At 60.4% G+C, this 15,334-nt stretch carries 18 protein-coding genes; 7 read left to right on the top strand and 11 right to left on the bottom strand.

Annotated features, from left to right (window positions below):
• Together BUB53_RS16300 and BUB53_RS16305 are read left to right on the top strand one after the other, a co-directional pair.
• Entirely contained in the window at positions 1 to 936 is a 936-nt protein-coding gene (locus tag BUB53_RS16300; RefSeq protein ID WP_073035969.1) for a 3,5-dioxohexanoate:acetyl-CoA acetone transferase, read from the top strand.
• Positions 923 to 1,681 carry an SDR family oxidoreductase gene (locus tag BUB53_RS16305; protein ID WP_073035971.1) on the top strand — a complete coding sequence of 253 codons (759 nt, stop codon included), beginning with the start codon at positions 923 to 925 and terminating at the stop codon, positions 1,679 to 1,681. The genes BUB53_RS16300 and BUB53_RS16305 overlap by 14 nt, the downstream gene beginning before the upstream one ends.
• Positions 1,682 to 1,758: 77 nt before the next feature.
• Here BUB53_RS16305 and BUB53_RS16310 read toward each other — a convergent pair whose 3' ends face one another.
• The 5 genes from BUB53_RS16310 to BUB53_RS16330 are packed head-to-tail and all read right to left on the bottom strand — an operon-like array spanning position 1,759 to position 7,532.
• Positions 1,759 to 3,078 carry a TRAP transporter large permease gene (locus BUB53_RS16310; RefSeq protein WP_073035973.1) on the bottom strand — a complete coding sequence of 440 codons (1,320 nt, stop codon included), beginning with the start codon at positions 3,076 to 3,078 and terminating at the stop codon, positions 1,759 to 1,761.
• A 41-nt stretch (positions 3,079 to 3,119) separates the two neighbouring features.
• Positions 3,120 to 3,620, bottom strand: coding sequence for a TRAP transporter small permease (locus tag BUB53_RS16315; RefSeq protein ID WP_073035975.1), 501 nt, complete (start codon positions 3,618 to 3,620; stop codon positions 3,120 to 3,122).
• A gap of 57 nt (positions 3,621 to 3,677) precedes the next feature.
• On the bottom strand, positions 3,678 to 4,763 hold the full coding sequence (locus BUB53_RS16320) for a C4-dicarboxylate TRAP transporter substrate-binding protein (RefSeq protein ID WP_073035977.1): 1,086 nt from the start codon (positions 4,761 to 4,763) through the stop codon (positions 3,678 to 3,680).
• Between the two features lie 39 nt (positions 4,764 to 4,802).
• A complete protein-coding gene (locus BUB53_RS16325) occupies positions 4,803 to 6,356 on the bottom strand; it encodes a class I adenylate-forming enzyme family protein (RefSeq protein ID WP_073035979.1) in 1,554 nt (517 codons plus the stop codon).
• Between the two features lie 3 nt (positions 6,357 to 6,359).
• Positions 6,360 to 7,532: a thiolase domain-containing protein gene (locus BUB53_RS16330; protein ID WP_073035981.1), complete on the bottom strand. Its 1,173-nt coding sequence runs from the start codon at positions 7,530 to 7,532 to the stop codon at positions 6,360 to 6,362.
• A gap of 106 nt (positions 7,533 to 7,638) precedes the next feature.
• Between BUB53_RS16330 and BUB53_RS16335 the strand changes: the two genes are divergently transcribed.
• A complete protein-coding gene (locus tag BUB53_RS16335) occupies positions 7,639 to 8,217 on the top strand; it encodes a response regulator transcription factor (RefSeq protein WP_073035983.1) in 579 nt (192 codons plus the stop codon).
• A 98-nt stretch (positions 8,218 to 8,315) separates the two neighbouring features.
• Here the strand turns inward: BUB53_RS16335 and BUB53_RS16340 are convergent, their stop codons facing one another.
• Positions 8,316 to 8,984, bottom strand: a complete 669-nt coding sequence (locus tag BUB53_RS16340; protein WP_084729227.1) for a c-type cytochrome — start codon at positions 8,982 to 8,984, stop codon at positions 8,316 to 8,318.
• Positions 8,977 to 10,359, bottom strand: coding sequence for a sulfite dehydrogenase (soxC, locus tag BUB53_RS16345; RefSeq protein ID WP_229709575.1), 1,383 nt, complete (start codon positions 10,357 to 10,359; stop codon positions 8,977 to 8,979). The genes BUB53_RS16340 and soxC overlap by 8 nt, the downstream gene beginning before the upstream one ends.
• Before the next feature lie 83 nt (positions 10,360 to 10,442).
• Between soxC and BUB53_RS16350 the strand changes: the two genes are divergently transcribed.
• On the top strand, positions 10,443 to 11,180 hold the full coding sequence (locus BUB53_RS16350) for an IclR family transcriptional regulator (RefSeq protein ID WP_073035985.1): 738 nt from the start codon (positions 10,443 to 10,445) through the stop codon (positions 11,178 to 11,180).
• Between the two features lie 128 nt (positions 11,181 to 11,308).
• On the opposite strand, the gene BUB53_RS16355 is transcribed toward BUB53_RS16350, so the two are convergent.
• The 4 genes from BUB53_RS16355 to BUB53_RS16370 all read right to left on the bottom strand — a co-directional run bounded on the left by BUB53_RS16355 (position 11,309) and on the right by BUB53_RS16370 (position 13,419).
• A complete protein-coding gene (locus BUB53_RS16355) occupies positions 11,309 to 11,797 on the bottom strand; it encodes a VOC family protein (protein ID WP_073035987.1) in 489 nt (162 codons plus the stop codon).
• Positions 11,798 to 11,925: 128 nt separating this feature from the next.
• Positions 11,926 to 12,279 (bottom strand): DUF1428 domain-containing protein, encoded by a 354-nt coding sequence (locus BUB53_RS16360; protein WP_073035989.1) that lies wholly within the window; start codon positions 12,277 to 12,279, stop codon positions 11,926 to 11,928.
• Entirely contained in the window at positions 12,276 to 12,995 is a 720-nt protein-coding gene (locus BUB53_RS16365) for a glutathione S-transferase family protein (RefSeq protein WP_073035991.1), read from the bottom strand. The genes BUB53_RS16360 and BUB53_RS16365 overlap by 4 nt, the downstream gene beginning before the upstream one ends.
• The gene (locus BUB53_RS16370) at positions 12,985 to 13,419 is read right to left on the bottom strand and encodes a VOC family protein (protein WP_073035993.1); all 435 of its coding nucleotides are present in this window, start codon (positions 13,417 to 13,419) and stop codon (positions 12,985 to 12,987) included. Before BUB53_RS16370 ends, BUB53_RS16365 begins: the two co-directional genes overlap by 11 nt.
• Before the next feature lie 67 nt (positions 13,420 to 13,486).
• Between BUB53_RS16370 and BUB53_RS16375 the strand changes: the two genes are divergently transcribed.
• From BUB53_RS16375 to BUB53_RS16385, 3 genes are all read left to right on the top strand, one after another.
• Positions 13,487 to 14,170, top strand: a complete 684-nt coding sequence (locus tag BUB53_RS16375; RefSeq protein WP_073035995.1) for a winged helix-turn-helix transcriptional regulator — start codon at positions 13,487 to 13,489, stop codon at positions 14,168 to 14,170.
• Positions 14,171 to 14,461: 291 nt separating this feature from the next.
• Entirely contained in the window at positions 14,462 to 14,803 is a 342-nt protein-coding gene (locus tag BUB53_RS16380) for an ArsR/SmtB family transcription factor (RefSeq protein WP_073035998.1), read from the top strand.
• The gene (locus BUB53_RS16385) at positions 14,800 to 15,267 is read left to right on the top strand and encodes an SRPBCC family protein (RefSeq protein ID WP_073036000.1); all 468 of its coding nucleotides are present in this window, start codon (positions 14,800 to 14,802) and stop codon (positions 15,265 to 15,267) included. The genes BUB53_RS16380 and BUB53_RS16385 overlap by 4 nt, the downstream gene beginning before the upstream one ends.
• The last annotated feature ends 67 nt before the right edge of the window (positions 15,268 to 15,334 follow it).

Raw genomic sequence — 15,334 nt, forward strand, 5'->3', positions numbered from 1 at the left:
ATGCCCAAATCCAACCGCAAGGTCATCATCAGCTGTGCCGTCACCGGCGCCATTCACACCCCTTCGATGTCCCCGCACCTGCCGGTCACCCCCGAGCAGATCATCGCCGACAGCCTTGCCGCCGCTGAGGCGGGCGCAACCATCCTGCACTTGCACGCGCGCGACCCTGAAAATGGCCGCCCCACGCAGGACCCCGACGCATTTCGCGCCTTCCTGCCGCAACTGAAACAGGCGACGGGCGCGGTTCTGAACCTGACCACCGGCGGCAGCCCGCACATGAGCGTCGAGGAACGCATGCGCCCCGCCGCCGAACTCAAACCCGAGGTCGCGTCGCTCAACATGGGATCGATGAACTTTGGCCTTTACCCCATGCTGAACCGCTTCAAGAAGTTTCAGCACGACTGGGAATGCCAGCATCTGGAAAACAGCCGCGATCTGGTCTTCAAGAACACATTCGCGGATATCGAACACATCCTGAAAACCGGCAATGCGAACGGCACCCGCTTCGAGTTCGAATGCTACGATACAAGCCACCTCTACAACCTTGCGCATTTCGTTGATCGCGGCCTCGTCAAGGCGCCGTTCCTCGTGCAAACCGTTTTCGGCCTTCTCGGCGGCATCGGCGCCCACCCCGAGGATGTCTCCCACATGAAGCGCACGGCGGATCGCCTGTTCGGCGACGATTACATCTGGTCCGTCCTCGGGGCCGGGCGCAACCAGATGGCCGTGGCCGCACAAGCCGCGGCCCAGGGCGGCAACATTCGCGTGGGGCTCGAGGATTCGCTGTGGATTTCACCGGGCAAGCTGGCGCAAAGCAACGCCGATCAGGTCCGCAAGGCGCGCGAACTTCTCGCGGGTCTCAGCCTCGAGGTCGCAACCCCGGACGAAGCCCGCGACATGCTGGAGCTCAAGGGGGGCGGGAATGTCGCATTCTGACACCGGCCCGGTTGTCGTCACCGGCGGCAGCCGGGGCATTGGCGCCGCGACGGTGCTGGCCCTGACCCGCGCCGGACGGCCCGTCGCCTTCTCCTACGCATCGAACGATCGGGCCGCGCAGGATCTGACCGCTCGTGTCAGTGCCGAAGGTGGCCGCGCGCTCGCCATCAGGGGCGATGTCACCGACATGGCCGCCATCGAAGACCTGTTCAAAGGCTGTGAACGCGAATTCGGTCGCCCGACCGGCGTTTTTGCCAATGCAGGCATCACCGGCCCGGCAGGCCGTTTCGAAACCCTGCCTCCCGAAACGCTCCGCCGGGTTCTGGACGTGAACATTACCGGCGCGGGCATGACCGTGCAGGCCGCGACCCGCGCCATGTCAACCGCGCATGGCGGATCGGGCGGTGCAATCGTCATGATGTCCAGCCGCGCCGCCGCCCTTGGAGGCGGGAACGAATGGATACAATACGCCGCCTCCAAAGGCGCGATCAATTCCATGACGGTCGGCTTCGCCAAGGAACTGGGCGGCGACGGCATCCGCGTCAACGCCGTCGCACCCGGGCTGATCGACACGGAAATCCACGCTGCCGCCGGTCTCGCCGACCGCCTGCAAACCAAGGCAAAAGACGTGCCGCTCGGCCGGATCGGCACCGCCGACGAAGTCGCCGAAGCGGTGAAATGGCTGCTGTCCGATGCGGCCTCCTATGTCAGCGGGGCGATCCTGGACATTTCCGCAGGACGGTAGGCGCAGGTTTCACACGCAGAACATGACGGCGGCAGAACCGAATGAACCTCGGTTCGACCGGCCTGTGCAACGATCCGTCAATTGACACTCATCAAGGCGGGTAGCCACAGGATGATCTGCGGAAAGAAGAACAAGATGGCGATTGTGACGACCTCCATCAATACGAACCACAATGCACCGCGAAAGATTTGCGGTAGCGGAGTAGACCGGTCGATCCCCGCGATGACATAGCAGTTCAGACCCACAGGCGGCGTGATCAGGCCGATTTCGCACATCTTGACCGTCAGGATACCAAACCAGATCGGATCGAACCCCAGTGATCTTACGGTCGGAAACATGATGGGAATCGCGATAACCATCATTGAAAACGCATCGAGAAACATTCCCAGAGGAACGAATACAAGCAGGAACAGGGCCATGACCAGCAAGGGCGGCAGCCCGGATTCGACCACGAGCTGCGCCAGCTGGTTGGGCACCTGCACCAATGTCAGGAAATAGCTGAACACCGCGGCGCCCATCATGGTGAACAAGATCATCACCGTGGTATTCCCGGTCGAGCGAAAGCTCTCCACCAGCTTGCCCCACAATCCTTCGGAATGTCGCAAGCAATACGCCACCAGCATCAGAAAGGCGGCAAATGCACCCAATGCCCCGGCCTCGGTGGGGGTGACGAGCCCCATGTAGATGCCCCCCATCACCACGATGAACAGCACAAGCACCTGCCAGGCGCGTGTTGTTTCGCGCATGGTTTCATTCCAGCCTGCCTTTTGTGTGACGGCACTGCGTGACGCTCCGTTTCGCGCGATCAGGTAGATACCCGCCATGAACATCAAGGTGGTGAGAAGGCCCGGCACAAATCCCGCGATCAGCATCTTACCGGCTGAGGTTTCCGTAAGTGCCGCATAAAATATCAACAGCACGCTTGGAGGGATCAACACGCCCAAGACACCCCCCGCGGCCACTGCGCCCGCCGACAGGGATGGTTCATACCCCGCCTTTTTCATTTCCGGCATGGCCACGGTGCCGACAGTCGCCGCGGTCGCCACCGACGATCCTGACGTTGCGGCAAAACCCGCACTGGTCAAAATGGATGCCATGGCAAGGCCGCCGGGCAAATGACCGACCCATTTGCTGGCAACGCTGAACAGGCGTTTGCCCACCTGAGCATGATGCGCAAACGCCCCCATCAGCAAGAACAGAGGGATGATCACCAGCGTGTAAACCGCTGTTGTGGAATAGGGCAGTGATTTCAACCGTGTCATCAGAAAGCCGAAATCTTCGACCAGCACGATCCCTGCCGCCCCCGACAGCGCAAGCGCGGCAAAGACCGGCACGCCTGCCCCCATCAGGATGAAGATCAGCGCAACAGCGACATAGGGTGCAAGCGTGGGGTCCATCTGCGGGATCCTTCGATGATTGAAACGTAACCGGCCAAACGTCAGGCTTTACGGGGCTCGGCGACCGTCAGGCAGAGCAATGCGTGAATCGCCATTTGCAGTGCTGCCAGCCAGAGGCCTATGGCAACGCCCGCTTTGGTCCACCAGATCGGCATCTGCACATAGCCCCAGCGGAATTCCCAAATCGAGACAGAGTAGATCGCCTCCTGGGTGGCGGGCCATGCGAACATCAGCAAGGCCAGCGCCCCACCCCCCCAAGCCATGGCGTTGGCAAAACGGCCTCCGCCGCCGCGCAAACGGTCAGGCAACAGGGTGACGCGGATATGTGAATCATCGCGCTGTGCCCACATCGCTCCGAAAAAGACCAGCATCACGAGGCTGAGTTCTGACATCTCGAACACGCCCGAAATCGACTGTCCCAGAATGGCCCGCGCAGCGACATCCAGCGTAATGCCAAACATCAGAAACGCCAGAAAGACCATTGCGACCGCACCGAACAGATTGGACACCACGTTCAGCGCCTTGTTGGCTACGTTTATCATCGTCTTGTCCTTTCGTAGTGCGGTCGCATTGCCTCTCCGGCGAAATAGGCCGGGGCCTTATGCCCTCTGGCTGATCTCGTAGGGACGGCGCAGCGTGCCTTCGGGATCGTATTTGGCGATGGCCGCTTCGATCAGCGATTGCATCTCCTCACCATCTATCCCGGCTTCTTTGGCAGTGGTTTCAACCCATTTCTGAACCTGTGCGGGCTGAACCTCGTTCCGCGCCATTTGCTTTTCGGCATCCGAGATGGTCGAAAGCGTCACGCCCTCGGCCTCGGCGGTCTTGACATAGCGGGCCAACACATCCTCGTAGATGCGACTGAATTCACCGCCATAGATATCGGCCACGATTTCATCCGAAACCTTACGGATGTCATCTGGCAGACCATCGTAAAACTGCTTGTTCATGATGGTGGCTGCCGGTGCGTGCGGGCCATCTCCGATATCGTAGAAGTTAGGTGCGATCTCGTGCAGCTTGTAGGCCACGGCGGTCACGAAATCGAACCCGTAAACCCCATCCAGAATGCCACGCTCGAGCGCCTGATACACCTCGGGGGCGGCCATAGGAACGGCGGTGCCGCCCAGGGCTTCGATCACATCGGTCGCAACGCCGTAACCGCGAATGCGCTTGCCTTTCAGATCGTCCAGAGACTCGATCGGCTCCCGCAGAACAAGGGGGGCATAGTTCCAGTTGGTCCAATAAAGAACCTTGGATCGGTGACGCTGTTCCCATTCGGTCCGCAGCGGGTCGAACTGTTCGTAAACGTCGCGGCAAACCTTTTGCAGCGCGTCGGCATTGTTCATGCGGAAATACCATTCCAGCCCCCGCGTGACCGGCAGCTCCGCCTGATAATAGCCCGGCGAAATCAGTGTCACCTCCGAGGTGCCATCGCGCGCCGCTGCCAGATGTTCACCCACCTTGTTCAGCGACCCCGACCAATAGCGCCGGATTTCCACCTCGCCATTGGTGCGCTTTTCCATTTCGTCGAGATAGTAACGATCGATCCAGGACGGCCCGGCAATGTCCGATACATAACTGTCGAACTTGAACGATGTCGCCGCCAGCGCAAGGCTGGGTGCGCTGGCCACGAAAGCAGAGCCTGCGGCAGCTGCACTGGTTTTAAGGAAAGTTCTACGCTTCATTGGTTCCTCCCTGTAAGCGTGTCGTAAAATGATGCGGCTTCAAACGCTCTCGCTGTGGTCCTCCATCAGCGAAAGCCTTTCGCGAAGGCTGGTTTTCAAAACCTTGCCGTAGCTGTTCTTGGGCAGCTCGGACATGAAGATGTAACGCCGGGGTTTCTTGAACGACGCAATCTGGGATTTGCACCAGGCGTCCAGGGAATCTTTGTCAAGCTGACAGTCCTTGCCGACGACGACGAAGGCTATCACCTCTTCTCCCCATTCGGGATGGGGGGCGCCGATCACTGCCGTTTCGAAGATATCTTCGTGATTGAGCAGCACCTCCTCGACCTCTCGCGGATAGATATTCGTTCCACCAGAGATGATCACGTCTTTGGAACGGTCGGTTAGCGTTACGAAACCATCCGTATCCATCGCACCCAGATCACCGGTACGCAGCCAGCCGTCCACAATCGTTTCGGTCGTGGCTTCGGGATTGCGCCAGTAACCGGCCATCACGGTATCGCCACGCACGACGATTTCGCCCACCTGACCGGGTGCGACTTCATTCATGTTGGTATCGACAATGCGAACCTCGACACAGGATTGCGCAAAGCCTACGGATGCCCGCCGGGCATCGGCGCGCGGATGGGTTGTATCGGCCACGATATCACGGGGCATTGCCGTGATGGTCATCGGGCTTTCGCCCTGCCCGTAGATTTGTATGAATTTCGGTCCGAACACATCCAGCGCATGGTTTATGTCGGCCAGATACATCGGCCCGCCACCATAGGTTACCGATTTGATCCCCTCGCCACGCCACCCCGTGGCCTCGGCGTGAACGAGAAGGCGTTTGATCATGGTCGGTGCGGCAAAGAAAACCAGATTGCCAAGGCTCCGGCCCAGGCCCTCGATCTCGGCAGGGTCGAATCCACAGGATGGCGGAATGACATGCGCCGCGCCCGCACGGACGAACTGAAAGTTATACAATCCGGCCCCATGCGACATCGGTGCAGCATAAAGCGCAACGTCTTGCGGCGTGACGGTATCGACATCCAACGCATAGCTGGTAGCCATCATCCGCAAGTTGTCATGCGTGGTCATGACCCCTTTGGGCCGTCCCGTCGTTCCGGATGTATAGAAAAGCCAGGCGGTTTGATCCCCGCGTGTTTCAGCCGGAGGGAAATAGCTGCCAGCCGAACCGTGGCGCGCAACTTCGGACAACTCTTCCGAATGCAGTCCCAGTTCCTGCGCGGGGTGCTTCAGATCGTCGGTGTTGGAATACAGATCGCCCGTTTCGGTAATGACGACATCGGCCTGAGCATTCTCGACGATCCATGCGGCCTCGCGCGGATGCAATTTGTTGTTGACCGGCACGATAACCGCACCGACCCAAAGCACCCCATAGAGAACCTCCAGGTATTCTGGACAGTTCCTGGCAAAAAGGGCGACGCGGTCACCGGGCTTGATGCCGTATTGTTCCATCAGATGCCGACCGATGGCACAGCTTCGGTGTGCGAACTGCGAATATCGCGCATGCAGCTTGTGCCCGAAATACAGGGCCGGCGCGTCGGGGCGCGTCAGCCCCGACTGGTGAAGCCAATTGGCAAGATTCATCGTTCAGGCCCTGTGTGCTTCCAGAATCGAGACGTAGTTGGCAACAGCAGAACCGCCCATGTTGAATACCAGCCCTAGCTGTGCACCGTCTTTCTGCATTTCACCGGCCTGCCCGGTCAGTTGGCGATAGGCCAGCGCATGCATCGACACGCCCGTTGCCCCTACCGGATGTCCCTTGGCCTTCAATCCGCCGGACAGGTTCACCGGCAACGTGCCATCGCGCAGGACCAGCCCATCGTTGATAGCGCGGGCACCTTCGCCCTTTTTGGCAAGCCCCATCGCCTCGTAGGTCAGCAACTCGGCGATGGTGAAACAATCGTGCACCTCGGCAAAATCAATGTCGCCGAGGGCGATGCCCGCCTCTTCGAATGCCATACCAAAGGCTTTTTCGGGTCCCTCGAACATCAGGAAATCCCGTGCTGACATCGGGATAAGATCACTGACCTGTACCGCAGCGCGGAACCGGGCAGCCTTGTCGAAATTATGTGCATTTTCGGCCGTCGTCAGCACAACAGCTGCCGCGCCATCCGTGACCAGCGAACAATCCGTCAGACGCAGTGGCGGTGCGATTGCCGGGTTGCGTTCGGATATTTCATTGCACTGCTCGAAGGTGAAAGGCTTGTGCATCTGTGCCAGCGGGTTGAACATCGCATTGGCATGGTTCTTCTCGGCAATGCGCGCCATGGCCTCCAGCGGGTCGTCGAAACGATCCTGATACGCCCGCGCAGCCACGGCAAACACCTGTGGAAAACTCAACTTCGCTTCTTCAGGATCGTTCTGATAGCCGGCACCGGCCAGGGCTGTGGTGACATCCGCGGTGGACAGATGCGTCATCTTCTCCGCGCCGACCACCAGAACGGTTTTCGACTTTCCCGCTTGTATGCTGTTCATCGCCGCATGAAGGGCCGCCGACCCCGAGGCACAGGCATTTTCCGCACGCATCGCAGGGGTAAAGCGCATTTCGGGATAGGCCTGATGGATCAGGGACGACGCGAAACCGTCACTCACCATGCCTGAATTGAAATGACCTAGAAAAATCGCGTCGATTTCGGCAGGGTTCACCCCGGCCTCTTCCACGGCTTCGCGGGTGGCATTCACGATCAACTGTTCAAGATTGTCTTCGAGACGGCCAAACTTTGTGTGGCCGCTGCCGACGATACAGATCGCCTGTGTCATGCTGTTCTCCTCCGGTCTGGCCATAAGGGTCGCAGCGAAACGATACTTTCGAAATTGGTGGAACTACGTATATTGCTATGTAAAGCTACGTAGTGGATTACGTGATATGTCAAATCTTCTGGATACATCGACTGCCGCCAAGGCCGCTGAACTCGCCTTTCAGGAATCACCTGTCGCGCAGGCCTTGACCCGGTACCGGCAGATCGTGGTCACCAACAACGCGTTGACGCATTTGTTCGAATTTCGGCGCGACGAGCTCGAGGGGCGGTCGGTCAAACGGCTGTATCCGTCACAAGCCGATTTCACCCAGATCGGCGACAAATGCGAATATCACCTGCGAAACAGTCAGGACACGTATTACGAAGACGAGCGTTTCATGCAGACCAGTGCGAAAGAGATTTTCCTGGCCCGTGCGCGTGGTGTCACGCTAACTCCGGACGATCCTTTCCGCCTGATGATCTGGAGCTTTGAGCGCACTGGCCCACGACAATATCGCTCGGTCAGCCTGACACCACGTGAACGCGAGGTGGCGAACCTCATCGTGAACGGGCACACATCACGCGAAATCGGGGCAAAACTGGGCATTTCCCACCGCACGGTCGAGGTTCATCGGGCAAAACTGATGAAAAAATTCCACGTCCACAACACGGCTGAACTGGTTTCGGAAATCATGGTCGCCGTATGATCGTTTCGGCCCCGTCCACTTTGGCGCACGGGGCCAATCTTCGGGCTATGCAGGGAATGCGCTACCCGGCCAAGCCCGTATCGCATCCCCTCCAGGCTTTACTGGTTCGCGTTCCCGTCGCGTGGGTCTGACACGAAACCGTCGGCATTGGGCATCTGAATCGCGGCCATGCTTTGTGCATCCAGCACCGTGTCGGGAGCGTCGCTTGTGATACCGGCGCGGCCAAGGATGTAGGCGCTTATTGCATAAACCTGATCCGCCGTCAGCGAGCCGGGCGTATCCATGGGCATGGCCCGATACACGTAATCGAACAGCGTCGAACTGTAGGGCCAGTAGCTTTCCACCGTTCTGACCGGTGAATCGCTGGCAAGCGATCCGCGCCCGCCGATGAGCCCCGGCGCTCCGAGCTCCGAGATCCCTTCCAGCTCTTCGCCATGACAGGCCGAACAGAAATCCGTATACAGCTCTTCACCCTCGGCATACGTACCGCTGCCTTCGGGCAATCCCCGGCCATCCGGCATCGCGTCGATGTCGATAGCGGCGATTTCCTCTTCGGTGGCCGGGCGGCCAATGCCGAAGACCAGTTGCTCGGGCGCGATATCTTCGATTTCCGTGGCGCTCGATTGCGGCACCGGGGGCGGGGCCATCTCGCCGGTATCCGCAAGGGCTTCAGGCAGGGCTGCCACGGTCCGTTCAGATGCCTGCTCCTGCCCGAAAACAGGCTGCGACAAGGCGGCCAGGGCGGCAACGATAGTGAAATTACGCATGGACATTTGTCACCTCCCCGCTGGCCGCGATGTGCCAGCTTTGGATTGCGTTCAGATGGTAAACGGATTTCGTGCCCCGCACCTCGACCAGCTCCTGGAGCGTCGGCTGAATATAGCCAGTATCATCCACCGCACGGCTCTGAAGAACAGCTTCCTCTCCGGTCCATGTCCAGGGCAAACGAAAGCGCGTGTGGCACATGGGCAGGATCGGGCCTTCAAGCTCGGCCTCATGCCAGGTCTCTCCGCCATCCGCCGAAACCTCGACACTGGAAATCGCACCGCGCCCGGACCACGCCAGCCCCGTGATTTCGTAATACCCCGCCCGCGGCAATTTCATGGCCCCCGAGGGGAACGTGATGACCGACTTGGCGTCCATCTCCAGCGAGAACTGCCTCGCCGATCCATCCGGCATGAGATCCGTGTATTTCGAGGTTTCCTCGCGCGTCATGAAGGGCTTGTCGCTCACTTCGAGACGGCGCAGCCATTTGATATGCGTGTTGCCCTCATAGCCCGGCAGCAGCAGACGCAGCGGATAGCCCTGTTCGGGGCGCAGCGCTTCACCGTTCTGAGCATAGGCCAGAATTGCATCGTCCATCGCCTTGTCGATCGGAACCGAGCGGGTCATGACCGCGGCATCCGCGCCTTCGGCCAGAATCCATGCGGCACCGTCCTGAATGCCGGCCATCTCCAGCACCGTGGACAGGCGCACCCCGGTCCATTCCGAGGTCGAGGTCAGCCCATGCGTGCCCTGAACGGTCTTCAGCGTCGGCTGGACCCATTCCGTCAGGCCATTGCCCGAGCACTCGATGAAATGCATTCGGCTGACCGCGGGCAAGCGCTTGAGATCGTCCATGGTAAAACGTATCGGCTGATCTACCATACCGTGCAAAATCAATGCATGCGTCCGAGGGTCGATCGCAGGAATGCCACCGTGATGACGCTCGAAATGCAGACCCGAAGGCGTGATGATACCGTGACCGGCGGCCAGCGGTGTCATCGACCAACTGGAATCGAGGCTCGCGGTCGGATAGCGCCAGCGCACCTCGTTCTCGAACTGCGAACGCGATCCATAGCCGCCATCGTCCAGGATGATGCGGCCCTGTTCTTTGGTTGAATCGGGCTGAACCGGATATTCTATCGCGCCCGGAGGCGCCTCCGCCCTCGCCCGGCCACCGGATATGGCGGCGCCGCTCAGGGCCAGCCCCCCGGCCAGCAGACCGCGCCGGGTAAGTCCGTTGAACATGCCCTCCTTGCAGTCGCACTCTTCCGTTTCCTCTTCGGACAGGATGCGTCGCTCCAGTTCGACCAGGCTTTCAGCCATGTGCCGTTCGGCCTGCCCGTATCTGGATGGTGGAAAACGCTCGCTTTGTGACATTGTGTCCTCCCTGGTTGGCTGGCTCTCGACTGGCCAGGATTCTCATTATATGGGAAGGCTGCCTTATAACATGGAGCTTGTAAATGGACGATCGCACTCTCTCACTGCTGGAAGGCATCACTCAGCTTGGAGAGTCCGCCACCGCCCGGACGATCGCCGCGGCCTGCCCGATGCCGCAGGCCACCGCATATCGCCGCCTGTCCGAACTGGAAACGCTAGGTGTTGTGGAACGATCGGGCCGTGGCTTTCGGATCGGCGGGCGGCTCTATCGCCTGCTGGCCTCCGGTCTGAACACCGAGACACTCATCTCGACGGTTTCACCCGCCGCCGCCGCGCTTGCAGAGGCCACCGGCGAGGTCTGTTTCGCGGCCCGCCTTGTCGACACACAAGTCGAGATTTTCCTGACGGAAAGCCCACGGGCCGCAACCGGCGTGTCGGTGGTGCCCCCCTTAGGAAACCGCCCCGCGAGTATCTGTTCAGCCGCAAAGGCGATCCTTGCCCATCTGCCGCCGGGATTGCGGTCTGAAATCCTGGCCGCGTCGGCCGAATATTTCCACCAGCTACCGGCGCGACACCCCGAAGATCTGGAGACAGACCTGATCGGCGTACAAGAGACGGGCATTGCCTATTGCATCGGGGACGAAGACCCGGACTGCGCGAGTATCGCGGCTCCGGTGAAACTGTCGGGCGGCTACGGACAGCTTTGCCTCGGCCTGTCCGGCCCGCGCAGCCGCATAACGGAAAAACTGCGTGGCGAACTGGCCAGTGAACTGCGCTATCATGTCGAACGGCTGGAGGCGTCAGGGAAATTGAACTTCTGAAGCACACGGCCATTCGACTCCGGCAGCCCTAGACACAACCTTGCATGGGTCGCCTACACCCTTGAGGCGCTCCGCGAAGGCGCGCAAGATTCCGTCATGCACCGAAGCGACCAACCCCGCCCCGCGTGTCAGGTCGCGCCCTGCAAGGCCGCCTCGATGCCCGCGATGTCGATTTTCTGCATCTCCATCATCGCAGCCTGCGCACGTGCCGAAGCGTCCCGGTCCGGGTGCGACAGCGCCTCCATCAGGACTCTCGGAGTAATCTGCCAGCGATAGCCCCAGCGATCCTTGCACCAGCCGCACATGATGGGCTCTCCGCCATTACCCACGATGGCATCCCAGAGCCGGTCCGTCTCAGCCTGGTCCTCGGTATAGACCTGCAACGAATAGGCATCGTTGGGTTGCACATGCGGACCGGCATTGAGCAGCGCATAAGGCAGGCCGAGAAGGGTCATCTCGACCACCTGAACGGTCCCGGCTGGCGCGCTCGGCGCTCCTTCGGGCACGCGGATCACGTTGTCCACATGGCTGTCCGGGAAGGTGGCGGCATAGAACTCCGCCGCCGCTTCGGCCTCGGTATCGAACCAGAGGAACACAGCAGCCTTTCGTTTCGTCATCGTTTTTCTCCTCTCAAAGGGCAGTCTTGACAGTGCATCGGAGTGTCACGCGGGTATCTGCGGGACCCGTCCGACACCCTGTCAGAACTGCTGCCCGTCAATTCGCCAGACCTTGCACTGATCACAGTTCAGGCACTGTCCTCGAATATCGGGGTAAAGCCGCCCCACATCATGCGCTTGCCATCGAAGGGCATGTCCATGTCCTGCCAGCGCGGGTCGGTCTGCATGCTGGCGCCGCATTTGTCATGCGTTTCCTTGTCCGGCCAGATCATCCACGAAAAGCAGACCGATTCACCGTCCTCCAGGGCCACCGCGCGATTGAAATCGGTGTGTTTGCCTTCGGGAATCTGATCGCCCCAGGTTTCCATGATCTGCAAGGCTCCGTACTCCCTGAAAAGCGGCCAGGCCTTGCGGGCGCTTTCGATATAAGCCTCCTTGTTCCCGTTCGGGACGGGGGTGAGGAATCCGGCAATATAGGTCATGTCGTCTCTCCTTGTATGGCTTGAAGCTCCGCCATCCATGCGTCGAAACCGGGCGGCGGATTACCCGTGAAACCGGCCATTTGCGCGGCCAGTGCTCTCTGAAAGGCGGGCCGTTCGGTGCCCCGCGCGACATAGTCGGCGAGATTGGGGAAGGGTTCGATCAGCCCTTCGCCCTCGATGATCCGAAGAACGCTGACCATCATCAGGTCACCCGCGCTGAAGCGGCCCGTGAACCACTCCGCCGCCCCGAGCCGAGCCGACGCCTCCTGCAACCGTTCTTCGATCCGCGTGTCGATCCCCGGCAAACGCGGCGCCGACCAGGGTTCGGTGGCCTCGAAGATCGTCGCCATGGAGCGATCCATGATTGGCGGCTCCAGCGTGTTCAGCGCAGCGAAAAGCCATTCGAGCGCCCGCGCCCGCCCGGCGGGGTCCTCGGGCATGAGGCCGGGAAACCGTTCGGCGATATGCCAGACGATGGCGCCGCTTTCGAACAGCGTCAGGTCGCCCTCTTCGTAGGTTGGCACCTGCCCGAACGGTTGCAGGGCACGGTGCGCGGCCTCCTTCTGCTGCCCCTGCGGAAGACAGCGAACGGCATAATCCTGACCGACCTCTTCCAGCGCCCAGCGAACACGCAGGTCACGCACCTGCCCCTTGGCGAAATCCGGCACCCAGTCGAAGGCGGTGATCGTGATCGGGGCGTCCGCCTTAACCGGCATGGGACATCTCCGCCGGCCCCTTCTCGACCGCCTCGGCGCTCATCCACATGGGCTCCCAGATATGTCCGTCGGGATCGGCAAAGCTGCGGCCGTACATGAACCCGTGCTCCTGCACCGGACAAGGATCGCCCGCGCCACCCGCAGCCACGGCGGCGTCGGTGATGGCATCCACCGCCTCACGGTCCGCACGGCTGATACACAGCAGCACCTGTGCTTCGGTCGCGGGATCGACCCGGCGCCGGTCGGTGAAGCTCGACCAGAACTCATGGGTCAGCAACATCACCCGTATATTGTCCGATAAGACCATGCTCGCCGCGAGGTGATTGGTAAATCTGGTGTCCTTGGTGAAACCGATCGCCTCGTAGAACGCCATCGAACGCTCGAGGTCTGCCACCGGCAGGTTTATGAAGATCATCTGTGACATCGCGTTTCCTCCTGAGTCGCGTCGTCGATATGGACAGGCTACGAGAATGAGATTATAAAAAGCAACCATGAAGTTACAAAAAGAAACTAAACCGGCAAAAAACCCCCATGGCCGCTGGTACGGCGATGCCTGCGGCACGGCCTTCGGCCTCGAGCTCCTGGGGGAACGCTGGTCACTGCTGATCGTGCGCGAGTTGATGTTGGGGCCGCGACGCTTCAGCGACATTCGCGCAAACCTGCCGGGAATCAGTGCCAAGGTGCTGACCGAACGGCTTGCCGGGCTCGAGGCAAACGGCGTGGTCCTGCGCTCGACCGCGCCCGAACCCGCACCTGCACAGCTCTACGGCCTGACCGAATGGGGCTATGCCGCGGAACCGGTCATTCAGGAACTGGGCCGATGGGCCGCCGCCTCCCCGCTGCACGACCCGACCCTGCCCCTGTCACCGGTTTCCTTCATGCTCTCGTTGCGAACAATGCTTGATGCCGAGGCGGCACGGGGCATGGAGGCAGAGGTCGTCTTTCTCATCGGCACCGCCCGGTTCACGGCCCGGCTGACGAAAGGCACGCTGCCGGTGACACGGGGCGAAACCGAAACGCCCGACCTCCTCTTCAAGGCCCCCGCCGCACCGCCCCTCGCAGCCGTCTTCTACGGCGACGCCCCCTCCGAGACCGTTGGCGTGCAGGTCACCGGCGATCCGGGGCTGGCACAAAAGTTCACCGCCATTTTCAAGCTCCCGGAACCTTACCTTTAAGGCAGGGGCAACACCCGGTCCTTGCCTGACCAGCCAGTCCCGAAGATCCTGTCAGGTTCTCAAACGAAAAACTCCGCAGTTTTGCCATAAGCCTCCGGCGCAGAGGCCCCGAGCGAGTCAGAGTTGACAGGTGTCAACCAACGGCGCTTCGCCGCCGCCGAGTTCGGGCGGGTATCCCTGCAATTTATTCACTGGCTTGTGGCGAATGATTGTCATTGCTGCATTGCCAGATAGTAAGGAAATTACCTAAGTGTTATTGACACATCTTTCCGCTAGATGTTACTTAGGCATATGGCTAAGTTTGATTCGAACCTCGATCTTTGTTTCTCCGCGCTCGGCGATCCGACACGGCGAATGATCCTGCAACGCCTTGCCCGCGGCGCGGCAAGCGTCAGCGAACTGGCGAAGCCACACGACATGGCGCTTCCGTCCTTCATGGGACATCTCAGGAAACTGGAAGACGCCGGGCTGATCACCTCGACAAAGCAGGGCAGAACACGCGTTTGCGAACTGACCCCTGACGCGTTCACGCCCGCCAGGGACTGGTTGAGCGAGCAAAGCGCCGTCTGGGAAGGGCGCCTCGACCGTCTTGATGATTATGTCACCACCCTCATGAAGGAGCGCGAGAAATGAACCTCAACCCTGAAACGGATCTCAGCTTTACGCGGACCCTCAATGCGCCTCGCTCGGTCCTTTGGGAATGCTGGACAACCCCGGAACACATCATGCATTTCTTTATGCCCAAACCCCACAGCCTCGATGCCTGCGAGATCGACCTGCGGGTCGGCGGCAAGTTCAACACGATAATGAACATCGACGGCCAACAGATAGAGAACAAGGGGGTTTACCTCGAAGTCGTCGATGGCAGGCGGCTTGTCTTTACCGACACCTATAGCGAAGGCTGGGCACCGGCACCCGACCCGTTCATGACAGCCATCATCGAGTTCGAGGACGATGGCAATGGCGGCACAACCTACACCGCAATTGCAAGGCATCGCTCGTCCGAGGCACGGCAGACCCACGAGGATATGGGGTTCTTCGGTGGGTGGGGCACCGTCGCCACACAGCTTGAAGATTACGCGCAATCGCTCTCGTAAGGGAGCGCCGCAGAGAATCGCAACGCGAACGTCCCCGAAATGACCCGGCGATGGATCGGCATGCACG

Origin of the sequence: Roseovarius pacificus, from assembly GCF_900142665.1 — a bacterium.
Classification (GTDB): Bacteria; Pseudomonadota; Alphaproteobacteria; order Rhodobacterales; family Rhodobacteraceae; genus Roseovarius; species Roseovarius pacificus.

Coding starts and splice junctions, on each gene's coding strand:
- BUB53_RS16315 (WP_073035975.1), bottom strand. CDS start 3,620: ATGATAAACGTAGCCAACAAGGCGCTGAACGTGGTGTCCAATCTGTTC.
- BUB53_RS16335 (WP_073035983.1), top strand. CDS start 7,639: ATGTCAAATCTTCTGGATACATCGACTGCCGCCAAGGCCGCTGAACTC.
- BUB53_RS16330 (WP_073035981.1), bottom strand. CDS start 7,532: ATGACACAGGCGATCTGTATCGTCGGCAGCGGCCACACAAAGTTTGGC.
- BUB53_RS16360 (WP_073035989.1), bottom strand. CDS start 12,279: ATGACCTATATTGCCGGATTCCTCACCCCCGTCCCGAACGGGAACAAG.
- BUB53_RS16375 (WP_073035995.1), top strand. CDS start 13,487: ATGAAGTTACAAAAAGAAACTAAACCGGCAAAAAACCCCCATGGCCGC.
- BUB53_RS16370 (WP_073035993.1), bottom strand. CDS start 13,419: ATGTCACAGATGATCTTCATAAACCTGCCGGTGGCAGACCTCGAGCGT.
- BUB53_RS16350 (WP_073035985.1), top strand. CDS start 10,443: ATGGACGATCGCACTCTCTCACTGCTGGAAGGCATCACTCAGCTTGGA.
- BUB53_RS16325 (WP_073035979.1), bottom strand. CDS start 6,356: ATGAATCTTGCCAATTGGCTTCACCAGTCGGGGCTGACGCGCCCCGAC.
- BUB53_RS16340 (WP_084729227.1), bottom strand. CDS start 8,984: ATGCGTAATTTCACTATCGTTGCCGCCCTGGCCGCCTTGTCGCAGCCT.
- BUB53_RS16320 (WP_073035977.1), bottom strand. CDS start 4,763: ATGAAGCGTAGAACTTTCCTTAAAACCAGTGCAGCTGCCGCAGGCTCT.
- BUB53_RS16385 (WP_073036000.1), top strand. CDS start 14,800: ATGAACCTCAACCCTGAAACGGATCTCAGCTTTACGCGGACCCTCAAT.
- BUB53_RS16380 (WP_073035998.1), top strand. CDS start 14,462: ATGGCTAAGTTTGATTCGAACCTCGATCTTTGTTTCTCCGCGCTCGGC.
- BUB53_RS16355 (WP_073035987.1), bottom strand. CDS start 11,797: ATGACGAAACGAAAGGCTGCTGTGTTCCTCTGGTTCGATACCGAGGCC.
- BUB53_RS16310 (WP_073035973.1), bottom strand. CDS start 3,078: ATGGACCCCACGCTTGCACCCTATGTCGCTGTTGCGCTGATCTTCATC.
- soxC (WP_229709575.1), bottom strand. CDS start 10,359: ATGTCACAAAGCGAGCGTTTTCCACCATCCAGATACGGGCAGGCCGAA.
- BUB53_RS16365 (WP_073035991.1), bottom strand. CDS start 12,995: ATGCCGGTTAAGGCGGACGCCCCGATCACGATCACCGCCTTCGACTGG.
- BUB53_RS16305 (WP_073035971.1), top strand. CDS start 923: ATGTCGCATTCTGACACCGGCCCGGTTGTCGTCACCGGCGGCAGCCGG.
- BUB53_RS16300 (WP_073035969.1), top strand. CDS start 1: ATGCCCAAATCCAACCGCAAGGTCATCATCAGCTGTGCCGTCACCGGC.